Source organism: Marinilactibacillus sp. GCM10026970, from assembly GCF_042660675.1.
Lineage (GTDB): Bacteria > Bacillota > Bacilli > Lactobacillales > Carnobacteriaceae_A > Marinilactibacillus.
This window is the reverse complement of sequence record NZ_JBHSUL010000031.1, coordinates 114,828-128,864: the sequence shown is the minus strand read 5'-3', so window position 1 is coordinate 128,864 and position 14,037 is coordinate 114,828. Positions and strand designations below refer to the sequence as shown.

Genomic DNA, 14,037 nt, shown 5'->3' with positions numbered 1-14,037 from the left:
TACCTCCTATATTTTCACTCTAAGAAACTTCATATAGATCAAACTGAACACTGCTCCTATCAGCAATATGACTAATGATATTGCTGTACCATAACCTAGTTGATAACTAACAAAGGCTTGTTGATACATATATACGGGTAACGCCATTGTTCTATTACCCGGACCTCCTCCAGTCATTGCAAAAATCAAGGTAAATACGCCAAGTGTTTGCAGTGTCACTAACATGAGATTAGTGGTAAAAGTTCCTTTAACCATAGGAATGGTTATGCTAGTAACGCTTTTCCATCGAGAAGCACCATCTATCGTCGCTGCTTCTTCAATCTCTACTGGAATGTCGTCTAACGCTGTTTGAAAAGCCATCATGGAGAAAGCTGTTCCTCTCCATATATTCGCTACGACGACACTCACCATGGGATATTCAAATAAAAATGCAATTGGTGGAATACTTGAAAAATAAGCGATAATATTGTTTAAGGTTCCACTATCCCCTAAGAAAACGACCCAACAAAATGCAACAACGATTTCTGGAGTTACCCAGGCTGCAATGACACTGATACCTACAAATCTTCTAACTGAAGGATGTTTCCCTTTCATAAAAAAAGCCAAGAGAAATCCCAGTAAACACTGGCCTAATATAGCAGAGAATAGTACGAATACTAATGTAAGAGCAATAGCATTATAGAGGTTTGAGTCTTGAAACATTCGAACAAAATTTTCAAAGCCGATAAATTCTAAGTTACTAGCTTGGCTACCCGTTAGCGCCAAATTTGTAAATGAAAAAACGATAGTCAATATCATTGGAGTGATAAAGAAAATCAATAAGACAATTAAAGCTGGTGATAAAAATGCGCTGGTTTTCATGTTGTCGGAAATTTTCTTGTTTTTACGAGCGACACTCGCTTGAGCCATTGTTCTCTCTCCTTTACTAAAGATAAAGGGCGATTAGAATCTATCGCCCTTTCTTTTGATTTAATTTGTATTTTCTTCCCCTACATTACTGATGACTGCATTTCTATAATTTTCAGCAGCTTCTTCTGGTGTAGCGGATCCAGTTGCTACGGATTCAACAGCATCTTGGATAGCGATTGAGATATTTGGATATAAATCGCTTTTCGGTCTGAAGTGAGAATACTCTAAAGCCTCAGTAGCTGTTTCAATCATTGGACGTTCAAGATAAGCTTCATCTTCAGCCGAATCATTTCTAACGGTTAAAGTTCCTTCTAATACCGCTCTTCTCGCTTGTGATTCCATTGTACTCATAGCCTGAATCACTCTCCAAGATTCTTCATGATTTTGTGAGTTCTCTGGTATAGCCCAAGACCAGCCACCAGCCATTGTTATAAACTCATCATCGCTTGCTCCATTTCCCGGGAACAACGCAAATCCCAGAACAGATTCAGGGTCATCTAGTTCCGCCACGCCACCTTCTAAATAATTACCAATATTCCAACTACCATCTAACACCATACCGACTCCCGCATTAGGCAGTAAATCTTGCATCAAAGTAGATCCATAATTAGAATTTAGTGCGATGGATAAAGAAGGACCTAAATTACGCTGATTCATAATTTCATCAATAAAGGTTAAAGAATCAACCAGACCTTGCCCGTTCACATTCCACACTTGCGTTTCACTGTCATATAGAGTTTCACCCGTACCATAAAGCAACATTTCAAATGTCTGCATTGAAGTCGCTTCACCATTAACCTTCGCAACGTTCATTGAAAAAGGTATAGCTTCTGATCCAGAATCAGCAATTTGCTCAGCCGCATCATAGATGTCATCCCATGATGTAGGCTGCCAATCCTCTGGAAGTCCAGCTTCTTCAAAGACTTCTTTGCTGTACCAGATTCCTCTTGAATCTGTAGTGGTTGGAATCCCATAGGTGCTTCCATCTTCACCAGTCGTACCCTCTTTAATGTTTTCAATAAAATTGTCCCACTCTTCCCACTCCGCTACATGATCATCTAAATTTTTCAGATAACCAGCATTCGCATCAGAACTCAGCATAAAGGTATCTTCAGAAACAATATCTGGTGCAGTTTCAGAAGACTGCATAGTTAAAGCCATTCGAGAGAAGTAATCTCCCTCACTAGCCGTTACTGGGGCAAGCACGATATCAATGTCATCATTCTCTGCTTCAAACTCTTCTTGGAACTTTTCTAAATACCTTCTAACATTATCGCCTTCTCCGGTACCTCTCCAAGCTATTTCAATTTCCGTTTTCCCTGAATCACTTGTACCTTGGTCTCCTGTTTCAGTATCATTATCAGATCCACACGCTGCTAATAAGATAGAACCAACAAGTAAAGAACAGTATACATACTTTTTCTTCAACATATTACTCTCTCCTTTTCTATAATAATGGCTTATTGACATCAATAGTGAATCGTCCTATCCTCCTTTAAAGTATTTCCACAACTGAATAATAACGCTTACATTTTCTCTTTTAAATCGTCTAAATCATCATTTATAGCTAGTTTTTTACTTCCAATGCTAATTTTGAATACTATAATAGGTATTGTATATAGCGAAATAAAGATTTATTGAATTCACTTTAACACTCCCTTATAATGAGAGCGTATACAAAGGAGCTGGATAGTATGAAACGAAAGCTATTCAATATGCATGTATTGATTGTTTCGCTAATTGTTTTTATGTACACATTTTCGATTATAGCAAGTGTAACTTATTTCAACTATCAGAATTTTGCCCAGAAAGTTTCTTATGACAATGAAATTTCGCTTACTTCAAATGCTGATAATATAGATAAATGGTTTAACAACTTGATGCAGTTTTCTTCGAATTTGACCAGCAAACCTTTAATCCAAGAATATTTAACTAAAAGCGGCTCATCTTACGCAAATTTCCCGGCAGTCTATGATGAATTGGTCAATACTCAGCAAATTAATTTTCAATCAGATCTAAAAATCGGTATTACAAAATCCGATGATTCTAAAATTGTCTCACATGATGGCTATTACACCATACTTGATTATTTAAAATTGATGAATATCGACATAAATGCGTATCGAACTTTTTTAGCCAATGATTTGGAAGAGCAATATCGTTATACGATCGTGGCTCATCAAATTCAAGATGAACACTATTTAACTTTACTGGAAAGAAAAGTTTATACCCAAATTGAAAATGAACTTCTTACTTTTTTGACTTTTCCAGTTGATGAACTCGTCGGGTCTAGTTTATTAATGAATAGTGATCTCTATATCCATTATGGTAGCCAAACAATACCTATTCATGTTGGGCATATTGATCGATCTGATAATGATTTGAATTCACTGATCAACTCGATTGAATATTCATCGGAAAATAAAGAACAAAGGTCTTTGAGTTCATATGACGAGAATTCCCTTACAGCTTATGTCATTGCTTCTGATTCAGTCAGCGACATGAACTATATTCAATTGTCATCAATGACTTTGTTTGATCTATTTACTCAAGATTTCATGAATTGCTTTATCCTTATTATCTTTATATTAATCGTTTTAGGGGGCAGTGATCTGTTTTTACGCCATCCGAAAAGTTTACGGACCTATCAAGATCATCTTAAGTATGATCAATTCAAAAAAGAACGAACCAGAAATTCTTAAAAATGAACGTTTCAATGAGCTATCTTTTATCGAACAAAATATCGATGAATTGTATTCTGAAAATCTGGAGCTAAAAGCATCGAAGGAAAGTACGATAAACACTTTGCAGTCTGACTTTCTCATAGAGTTATTTTCTGGTGAACTGGATAGTCCTATTCTCCACGAACAATTAAAAGAAATTCAATTAGATGACTATTTTGAAGGTGGCACATTAGCATTGCTAACTATTGAAGGGATTACTTTAGAAGAAACTAAATTCACTAGAGATAATTTGCTTACCTTTAGAAGTAAAATGCTGAACGCTATCGCTAGTAGTAAACCTACTCTAACTTACAAACTCATTCCTTTAGACTTTCAAAATTTCTGTATTCTTTTCTCAGAGAAAAATAAAGTAAAAGTTGCTAAAATGTTGAACGCTATTATTCCCAGTATTGAAAGTCAATTAAGTCGTAATTTGACCTTTTCGGTCGCCACAGAAGTTCCGTCAATTAATCAATTCAAGGATGCCTTTGCTGAGGTCACTAAAATGATGCAAGATAAGTTCAAATACACAAATACTCAATTGATTTTTCCCGATACAGAAGAAATCACCGACAGCCAATTGCTTCCTTATACTTTTGAAGAAGAACGTAAACTCTTTAACGCAGTGATCGATAATGATTTGGAAAAAGCCATTTCGTATAGCCAATCAATTCTTGATCACTTATTTCGTGATGAACAATTGAATAGCTTCAAGATTACTGAATATAAAATTGTACTTTTTAATACTATTAAAAGAATACTGAGTCATCAAGATCAATCTTTTCATACATTCTATGATAAAAATCGCGATCTTTTTAACCAGTTAAGTACTTCATCTATTCCTGTTATTTACAGTACCTTTCAGAAAATTTTCAAAGTACTTTTTAACGATTGTATTTTTAGCCATGCAATTACTACTGATCCGACTACTTTGAGTATCATAGAATATATTGATCAAAATTTCATGAAAGACTTGTCGTTAACAGACTTATCTATTGAATTTGAATTATCGGAAAACTACATCAGTCGATTACTGAAAAAGAATTCAGATATAAACTTCAAAGCCTACATCACAGAACTTAAAATCGCCAAATCAAAAGAATTGTTACTAGAAGGAAAATACAACGTGACTGAAATTAGTGAAATGGTAGGTTATAAGCATGTAAATACTTTTATTCGAACGTTCAAGAAACATGTGGGGTATTCACCTGGGGAGTTTTCGAAGGTTTTATAAATTTCAAAAATATACATTTCAAATATGAGAAAACCCCAAAAGTTAGATTCTTCTCTAAATTATGGGGTAATTCCATATAAAATATTTTAATTTTGCATTGTAATTAATTTCTTTTCTGATTACGTAAATTATGATGAGCTCTCCATATCTTTATTAAATTATGGCAGATATAAGCAATGAACCGGGTATGCAGTTATTTCCCACTCTTTTCATACAACTTTATAGGTTATTTATTGATTAGAGTTTGGATTTGGTTTTCCATCTTAGGTTCTATGATGGCATTTCCTTTGTATTCTAAAACCCCAACAAATTTTTTGACTATTATTGCATTTTTACGATCTAAATAGAAAAAATTGATAAAAGCTTCGCTATAAGCAACAACCAATAGAAATTGTATAAGAAAAGTAATTATAAGCATTACGTATGCTATCAATACTACGAAGTCTAAGAACGTACTCAAAGGTAATAAGTTATCCGTTAAATCCGAGTCAGTAGCTTGAGATATTGCAATAGATAGCAAAAAACCAACTGGAGTTAAGAAAAACAATAGTAAAAAATTATTAAAATATTTCACACTCACTTCAAACTTGTAGTTACTAGATTCAATAACTTTATCACACTCTTTTAATATTTTTTGTATATTAGCTTCATTATTAATATTTAAATTGTCAAAAATTTCTTTTGTAGTAGTAACTATACTTATATCATCCCTAGAAATTAAAGTAGGCTCCAAGTCTGAGGTTTTTTTAGCCAATATTAAAGTAATGAAAGTCATTGCGATTAAGATTAACTCTATTATTACAAATAAAGTAACAGCTCTTGAAATACTCCATCCATTATCTATAAACACAATTTTCCAAGCTTCCCAAGAATACAGGAAAAAAACAGCAGCAAATACTAACAGAAAATATAATAGTAATAGCCCGGTTGATTTTCTTTTCTTCTTTAAAAAACTTAAGTATTTTAGCTTTGAATTAGCTTTACCATATTTTTCTGTTATGCCGTAAACAACTTGTTGGTATATCCAAGAACTTGAATTATTAATAAATAACACTCCTATGGTTAATTCATATCTTTAATTAGTTGATCTTTTAATTAAAAGTAGTATTCAAAATTTTTTATTAGATTAAGGACAAAAATGTATTTTATACTTTTTTGAATTATCTGACTTGTAGTTACTAATCTATTCCCAAAAGCTGCTTCAAATTCCACTCTTTTTTTGCGAAATAGTATTTTCATCCGGTTTAACGCTTCTATCGATATCATAATTCCTCTTCACATAATAGTTTAAGCTAAAGGTCTAATAAAGGATATCGTTAAACTAAACGATTCAACGATAAGAATGTTAGCTCCTAATGTAAACAGTAGTACAACCAGAGCCGCATTAAGTATTATCGATACAATTTGAATCATATTCGTGACATTCTACCTTTGGTCAGCTTGAAGCAACATTTGATAAGTGATATCAAAATAATATTGAACGGATAGCCTACCATTAGAACTAAAATATGAATAACAAAAAAGTCTTCCGTATTGAGAAAAGGCTACAATCAATTAGAGCTCACTGATCCTTTTGAGCGTTTGAAGGTATTTCTTTATTTTCCAGACAGTATTTCAGGTAATTTGTTACAACGATTGACATATCCTTATCTAATTCGGCAAACAGTTTTTCTACATCGTCTCCTAGCATTTTATCAATTAATATAACGTGGTTTCTTTCAAAACTTTCCCTATCTACATAACCGTTCGCTTTCTCAAGGACATCTTTCTTTTCAAAAAGTTTATTTCTGCTATATTGGCTATTACAATAATATTCTTTAGAATTTAAATTGTTTCTAAATAAGAATTGTCCTTCTTTTAATTTTGCATGAAAATAATAGGTCTCCCCATTATCAACGATAGCTAGCACTCTTTTATTTTTCTGCTTATCTGTAATATATTTTCTACTAAATATAATAATAAGCTGTAAAGTTGCAGAAAAAAAGAATCCCGTTAACATAGTCATTATACTGCTATCCACTTTAATTATTACATATAGTAGACCACCCAAAAAACTTGTCAAAGCTATAACAAGTATAACTAAAAAATTCGAAGTGTTTTCATCTTCAATTGTTAACGTATCTCTAAAAAATCTTAACTCATCCTTATTCATAGACTTAAAGTACAAAAGTATAAAATTAAATCTATTATTGGATAAAAAATTGACGACCCCTGCGTATGTTGTTAGCAACAATATAATAAAACTTACATCTTGTGTTTCCAATGTTATTCCTCCCTTTTTTTATTTACTGTAACTTACAAGCGTCCAAATCCAGCAAGATATCTAGACCAGTATCCTGTTGTGAATGAAGCTTCCGCAACTCCGGTGGAAGTTTGCGCACCGATGAATTTTCCGTCTCCGAGATAGATTCCTACGTGGTCAACGGATCCGGATTGACTGAAGAAAACCAAATCTCCGGGTTTGGCTTCTGACTGAGGGATTTTAGTTACTTGATTAAATTGAGTAGTCGTTGTTCTGGTGATATTAAGCCCTGCTTGACGGAACACATATTGTACAAACCCTGAACAATCAAATCCTACAGGCGTTGCACCTCCATACAAATAAGGTGACTCTTTCAGATCATTTGCAATATTGATAATGGATTCGCTTGAAGAAGCAGATACATAATCCACTGGCTTATTAATACTAGGTTGCTTTAGATAGTTTCCTAGTTGCATTTCTATTTCAGTTGAAACAGAAATGGATCCTCCTAGTATTGTCATATGCGTATACTGACTGTTTTCTAAGTAATCTTTTTGGGTAGTACTTAAACTAGGATTTCTCGTTAATAAAATCCCAGTATTGTTTTTCGCTGCTAGTACAGATCCTGTTAATGCATCAGCGAAAGTCATTCCTGTAGCTACAGATAAATGATTTCCTTCTATACCAAAGTAATTAAGAACTTTTAAATTTGTTTGGAATCGATCTTTACCTGCTAAACGAGTTGGTTTATTCAATTTATTTTCCACATCTTTAGAGACTGCTATGTCTCCACCAATGATAAACGTCTCTTTGTATTGCTTTAAAGCAGATTCATTTGGTAGTGCAGATGGCCTAGTCAAATAAATGGGCATACCCTCTTTAGCTGCAAAGGGGGCTACAGACAACGCATCCGCAAAATTATAACCATCTACAACAACTGCTTTAGTAGAAGTAACCTTTAGATTCATTCGAGTTGCAATCACTTCAGCTGTTTCAAAACGCGTTTTCCCAGCTAGACGTTCAGTGCTTATGCCAAGTCCTTTTAATTCACTTTCAATCGATTGGGAGATTGCTGCTTCGCCACCTAAAATGACGGCTTTCTTAGCACCTAATCTTTTAATTTCTTTTATCGTCTCTTCTCTTAAGCCCCCACCGTGAGCAAGTAATATGGGCGCGTCATTTTGATACGCTAATGGTCCACCAGATAGTGCATCCGCAAAATTCATTACATTCGCAATAAAAACCGTATTGGATTTTTCAAAGCCAGCTTTACTGATATTAGTAGCCGTTTGATACCTGGTTTCTCCACTAACCCTAGTAATAGTTCCTTCTGTAGCATTTACAACGGTATTCTGATTCAATGTTGCAACCGTTCCTAGTGACAATCCTATCACTGTTATGTATTTTAATAATTGGTTTTTCATAATGTTCCTCCAAATTCTTTATACCTTTACTATTATCGGATATTTATGTTTGAAAATAAATGATAAAGTGTAGTTTTTCAATATACTTTTGATTCTTAGACACATTTAATTGTCATATCAAAACGAAATCTTTTAGAGTTATGCACTTTATGACCTTTAAATAATATTTAATATAAAAAAGTAGCACTCCATTACTACTAGAGTGCTCCCAATTCTATTATAAATTATCGACGAGTGTTAGTACCGATATAATTCCTACTCCATAATGCGGATATGCTAGACCGTTAATTGTATAAATACCATTAGCATCTCTTGTTCCTAATCTCGTTTTACCGTTAGTGACTGGTTGGGCCGCTATCGTAAACCCTCTAAAGAGTTTATCTTCCATATTGGCTCTATGACTTGGTGAGTTCATCCATTGGTCAAAAAAGTATTCTACGATAAATTTTTCACTGACGATTTCATAGGGATTATTTGCATTGTACTTAAAGGCAATATTTTCGCCTACACCTTTGTTTAATAACTCTTTACTGTAAACTGAGTGCGTAGGTTTTCCATTTGGCAGTGTATGTCCTTTATATCCATTTATACCAAGGTAACCGTAATCCGCTAAACTTTTTGCAATCTGCTTTGTTCCATTTACAAAATTATCTGCTGGCTTTAAAGTACTTAACCCTAGTTTTTTTCTGTGAGCATTAATTAACTTTGCAAACTCGTCATTTAATTTACCGTAATCTACTCCATTTGCTAGTTGTTGTAATTCTTCTTGCGATAAGTTAACGTACTGATCTTTTTCTTTTCTTGTCATGTTTTTCGCTAAATCGTAAGCTTCTTTATCCGCTTTACTCAAAATTTCTTTCACACGATTATTAGTTTCTTTTTTCAATTGCATGGGTGCACTAGTCTGTTGTTCGTCACCTTGTAATTGTGATTCTACTTTTGATGAAACTGAAATAGCTCCTCCAAGTATTGTGTATTTTTTATAGTTACCTTTATTTAAAGAGTCTTTTTGAATATCACTCAATTCGGAATTCTTTGTCAACAATATTCCTGTATTGTTTTTCGCTGCTAAAACAGATCCTGTTAATGCATCCGCAAAATTCATTCCGGTAGCGATTGATAGTTTCTCAGTTCCATTACTAAAGTGATTTAGTACTTTTAAATTTGTTTGAAATCTGTCCGCACCAGCTAATCGAGTTGGATTGTTTAATTTGCTTTCAACATTTTTAGATACTGCTGTTTCTCCACCAATAACGTACGTTTTGGTGTATTTCTTCAGCTGGGTTTCGCTGTGCAATTTAGCTGGTCTAGTTAAATATATCGGCATGCCTTTTTTCGCCGCAAAGGGAGCGATTGATAAGGCATCCGCAAAGTTGTATCCATCTACTACTACTGCTTCTTTGACATTACTATTACGAGTCAACTTATCAGCGATGACTTGAGCGGTATCAAAACGTGTCTCTCCTGCAAGACGCTCCGTACTCAAACCTAATTTCTTCAATTCATTCTCAATGGATTTAGAGATAGCTGCTTCTCCCCCTAAGATAATTACGTTACGAGCGCCTAGACGTTTGATTTCGTTAATGGTTTCTGCTCTTAAACTACTTCCATGAGCTAATAAAATAGGTGCATCCTTTTGAAAGGCTAAAGGTCCTCCAGCTAAGGCATCCGCAAAGTTCATTGCATTGGCAATAAAAACAGTATCCGATTTATCAAAACCAGCCTTACTTATATTCGTAGCTGTTTGATACCTTGTTTCTCCACTTATACGCACAGTTGAAAGTTCTGTAGCACTTACTGCACCATTTTGAGTACTTCCTATAATTCCAATGAATGATAGCGTTGCTATTGTTATATATTTCCAGATAGTCTTATACATATTCTTCCTCCGTATTTTCTCTTTGTATGCATATTTAATATCGGAGTTTATGTATTACTTTTAAGAGCATAACTTACTTTTAACAACACCTTGGTACAACCACTTCAAAACCTTGCGAAGTATTTTTTGCACAAAAAATAGGATTAATGAACCGAGAATTCATTAACCCTATTTGAACTAAATTGAAAATTATATGAACTATTACTTTTTAGTCCAAACATGGAAATATGTTTCTTTTCCAAAAATTCGTCTCTCAACAAACTCTAGATCGTTTTGAGAAAATACATACGTATGAAGTCTATTACTAAGAAAAGTTTCACCGGAATTAGCGATACCTTCTTCAAATACTACAGTAATGTAGTCTGAATACTTCTCGATTTCATATCCTCCAAAAAATATAGAGTCATTCGCAAAATTTTTGCTTATTCGATCAATATTATTTATATGTTTTTCAGATGGCAATAAACGTGAACCCCTAAATTTATGGACATATATTGTAGGTGTTGATGGACCAAAGCTTGTTTCATCACCCATTTCTAGATATCTATCAAACAGTTTGTTTTTATCAAGTATCTTATTAACTGCATCATAGATTCTATTTCCATCTGTAAATGTTATACCTTCTATTTTAAATTCTAAAAATTTAGAATCACTAGATGAACGACCTTCACTTATGCGTAATTGACCATCTAAAAAATCTTTAGCTGGAGTATAAGTAACATCATTCTCTACCATTGATTTCACTGTCTTTTCAAATGCCTCTAAATTAAGTGGTGCTGTATAATCCTCAAGCAATACTTCCACTGAATGTCTAAGTTCATCTACTCCAGCTTTGTCTCTTGGGAATACCCATCTAATGCCTCTATTGTCTAATTCTTTAGTGAATCGATCAATTGTACTATTATCTTCAACATTATCAGAGTAACCATAAGGTGTATCAAATTCAAAGTTGACTGATCCGGTGTACTTTCTATTGTCTGTTACTTTATAATCTAGTGTTGAGCTTTCCAAAATGTTATTTATAATATTAGAAAGATTCTCAGGAATTTCTCTATTTAATTCCAACTCTTCTATAAAAGCTGACAATTTTGACTGAACACCTTTGGATACTGCAGTTTCTCCACCAATAATTGAAAAACTTTTGAATTTGTTTTTAGTCAAGTATTCATCAAAGCCATCTCTACCATTATCTCTCACTAACATTACGGCTGCATTATTTTTTGCGGCTAGCACAGAGCCTGTTAATGCATCTGCAAAATTCATACCTGTAGCAATTGATAACGTTTCTTTCTCAACTCCAAAATAATTCATTACTTCCAAATTAGTCTGAAATCTATTACTTCCAGAAATACGAGTAGGACTATTCAATTTATTTTGAACACTTTTTGATACGGCTGTTTCTCCGCCGATAATATATGTTTTATTGTATTTTCTCAAACGAGCTTCATCAGGTAATTTAGCTGGTCTAGTTAAAAATATTGGCATACCTTTTCTTGCAGCAAAAGGTCCTACTGACATTGCATCCGCAAAATTATAACCATCTACTACAACTGCTTCTGTAGAATCAGTATTTTTACTTAACTCTTCTGCAATAACTTCCGCAGTTTCAAAACGAGTATCTCCTGCTAAGCGTTGAGTACTCAAACCTAATTTTTTCAGTTCATTTTCAATTGATTTAGAGATAGCAGCTTCTCCACCTAAGATAACGGCTTTACTAGCTCCTAGTCGCTTAATTTCGTTAAGTGTTTCAGGTCTCAAGCTACTTCCATTAGCCAGTAAAATAGGAGCATCTTTTTGAAAAGCTAATGGACCTCCAGATAATGCATCCGCAAAGTTCATTGCATTTGCAATAAAGACTGTCCCTGACTTTTTAAAACCAGCTTGACTAATATTGGTAGCTGTTTGATATCTGGTTTCTCCACTAATTCTAACTACAGATTGTTCTGCCGCATTGACCGAACTATTTTCAGATAGTAGTGAAATTGTATTAAATGACAAAGCTGCAACAGTAATATATTTTACTAATTTGATTTTCATGTTATCTCCTCGTTATCGTTTTTTTTATACCACTTTTATTATCGGATCCTATTCATAATTTTAAATAAGGTATATCACGTATTACATGCTCTATGTCCTTCTCTCAATAAATCATTAACTGTCTTAACCGGATTAAAGGTAGACGAAGGGACTTCTACAAACAATGTATTCCAATGGTGCATTGCGCCATTCCAAAGCCCTGGATGTTCTAAGGCTTTTAACTCTCTACCATTATGTGTCTTTTCAGTAATGAAATATCGATCTTCGTTTACAAATTCTGTTAAATCATACTTAGCACCTTTATGATCCTTAACAAAGCAAACTAAGTCAACTGGATTAAAGTATTGAGAAGCGTTTAAAATTTCGACTTTTTCTTCATCGTTTAAATCAATCTCTGAAGTTTCACATATTTGTAAATCAAGATAATCTCCGTTGTCCACTATAAAGGGACCTCCACCAGGTTCTCCTGAGTTTTCAACGACTCCACATACTCTAAGCGGTCTATCTAAAAATCGTAAAGCTTTTTCTTTTGTCCACTCACTTTTTAATGTGATATTCAAAGTGTCATTCATGAAAGCTTTAATTTCTTCAAGATTATAATCATTTGTTAATAGACTCTCAATATACTGATCAATCTGCTTTTTAATTTCTAGACCAATACTTGCTAATTGCTTTTTAGAGTCAATGGTTTCTTCTATACGGCTTCTATGACACACATTATCAATATTTTTGATAAAGATAATATCTGCATCTAAGTCATTCAAATTTTCAATCAAAGAGCCATGTCCACCTGGACGGTATAAAACTTCTCCATTTTCTATAAGAAAAGGCTTATTACCCATATCAACAGCCATTGTATTCGTTTCTGGCTTTTGAAACGAATAAGTTATATTAATATGTTCTTTTCCCTTAGTTGCTTCTTCCACATATTCGTTAAACAATCCTTCATGTTCTTTTGAAATTGTGAAATGCAATTTCACGTTCCCATTGTTGAGATACTGTTCGCCTTCGAAAATTTGTTCATCGATAGGAGTAGTAACAAAAGATCCATAATCATGCATTTTAATTAATGCTTTGGGTAAGCTGCTTAATTGTAAGTTTTGATGTAGTACAGAATTTATAATACTCTTATCTTCATCGATAGAATGATTAATATTGTCGGGAATGATTAAATTGTTTTTGATTTCCATATAGAAAGGGAAATATCTTATATTTTCTAAGAAAAAGCGTACACTTTCATTTTTTTCTTGATTTTCTAAAAAATTATATAAATCTTTAAACATTCTGGAAGCTGCACCACTTGCAGGAATGAATTTGATGCATTTCTTATGTTTAAAATCAGCTTTTATATTTTGGACAGTACTGAGTTCTTTTTGAGTGACTGCTGCTTCGATATTAACGTAACGAGTTCCTAATGTGAATTTTTCAATTGACATTTTGTATAATACTCCTCATTTTTTAGAATTTAAAAGTCAACACGATTTTGTATTTATTATATTCAAGGTGTTTTTAAATATTATATTCTTTTTTGTTTGTATCTTTATTCTAAAAAATTAAGTATAAATATTGTCAGTTAGTTATACAATATG

10 protein-coding genes are annotated in these 14,037 nt (G+C 33.4%); 2 read left to right on the top strand and 8 right to left on the bottom strand.

Annotation, left to right across the window (positions count from 1 at the left end):
* Positions 1-6 precede the first annotated feature (6 nt).
* Together ACFP65_RS09525 and ACFP65_RS09520 are read right to left on the bottom strand one after the other, a co-directional pair.
* Positions 7-909 (bottom strand): carbohydrate ABC transporter permease, encoded by a 903-nt coding sequence (locus tag ACFP65_RS09525; RefSeq protein WP_379918043.1) that lies wholly within the window; start codon positions 907-909, stop codon positions 7-9.
* A 60-nt stretch (positions 910-969) separates the two neighbouring features.
* Positions 970-2,340: an extracellular solute-binding protein gene (locus ACFP65_RS09520; RefSeq protein ID WP_379918041.1), complete on the bottom strand. Its 1,371-nt coding sequence runs from the start codon at positions 2,338-2,340 to the stop codon at positions 970-972.
* A 263-nt stretch (positions 2,341-2,603) separates the two neighbouring features.
* On the opposite strand from ACFP65_RS09520, the gene ACFP65_RS09515 reads away from it, so the two are divergent.
* A complete protein-coding gene (locus ACFP65_RS09515; protein WP_379918039.1) occupies positions 2,604-3,611 on the top strand; it encodes a hypothetical protein in 1,008 nt (335 codons plus the stop codon).
* The gene (locus ACFP65_RS09510; RefSeq protein WP_379918038.1) at positions 3,574-4,866 is read left to right on the top strand and encodes a helix-turn-helix transcriptional regulator; all 1,293 of its coding nucleotides are present in this window, start codon (positions 3,574-3,576) and stop codon (positions 4,864-4,866) included. The genes ACFP65_RS09515 and ACFP65_RS09510 overlap by 38 nt, the downstream gene beginning before the upstream one ends.
* 226 nt (positions 4,867-5,092) lie before the next feature.
* On the opposite strand, the gene ACFP65_RS09505 is transcribed toward ACFP65_RS09510, so the two are convergent.
* The 6 genes from ACFP65_RS09505 to ACFP65_RS09480 form a co-directional block, all read right to left on the bottom strand.
* A complete protein-coding gene (locus ACFP65_RS09505; RefSeq protein ID WP_379918036.1) occupies positions 5,093-5,920 on the bottom strand; it encodes a hypothetical protein in 828 nt (275 codons plus the stop codon).
* Positions 5,921-6,427: 507 nt separating this feature from the next.
* Complete coding sequence (locus tag ACFP65_RS09500; protein WP_379918034.1) at positions 6,428-7,129, bottom strand: hypothetical protein; 702 nt, start codon at positions 7,127-7,129, stop codon at positions 6,428-6,430.
* A gap of 32 nt (positions 7,130-7,161) precedes the next feature.
* Positions 7,162-8,532 carry a cell wall-binding repeat-containing protein gene (locus ACFP65_RS09495; RefSeq protein WP_379918032.1) on the bottom strand — a complete coding sequence of 457 codons (1,371 nt, stop codon included), beginning with the start codon at positions 8,530-8,532 and terminating at the stop codon, positions 7,162-7,164.
* Between the two features lie 217 nt (positions 8,533-8,749).
* A complete protein-coding gene (locus tag ACFP65_RS09490; RefSeq protein ID WP_379918031.1) occupies positions 8,750-10,411 on the bottom strand; it encodes a cell wall-binding repeat-containing protein in 1,662 nt (553 codons plus the stop codon).
* Positions 10,412-10,612: 201 nt separating this feature from the next.
* Positions 10,613-12,448, bottom strand: a complete 1,836-nt coding sequence (locus ACFP65_RS09485; protein ID WP_379918029.1) for a cell wall-binding repeat-containing protein — start codon at positions 12,446-12,448, stop codon at positions 10,613-10,615.
* Between the two features lie 74 nt (positions 12,449-12,522).
* Positions 12,523-13,884, bottom strand: a complete 1,362-nt coding sequence (locus tag ACFP65_RS09480) for a DUF4301 family protein (protein WP_379918027.1) — start codon at positions 13,882-13,884, stop codon at positions 12,523-12,525.
* Between the last annotated feature and the right edge of the window lie 153 nt (positions 13,885-14,037).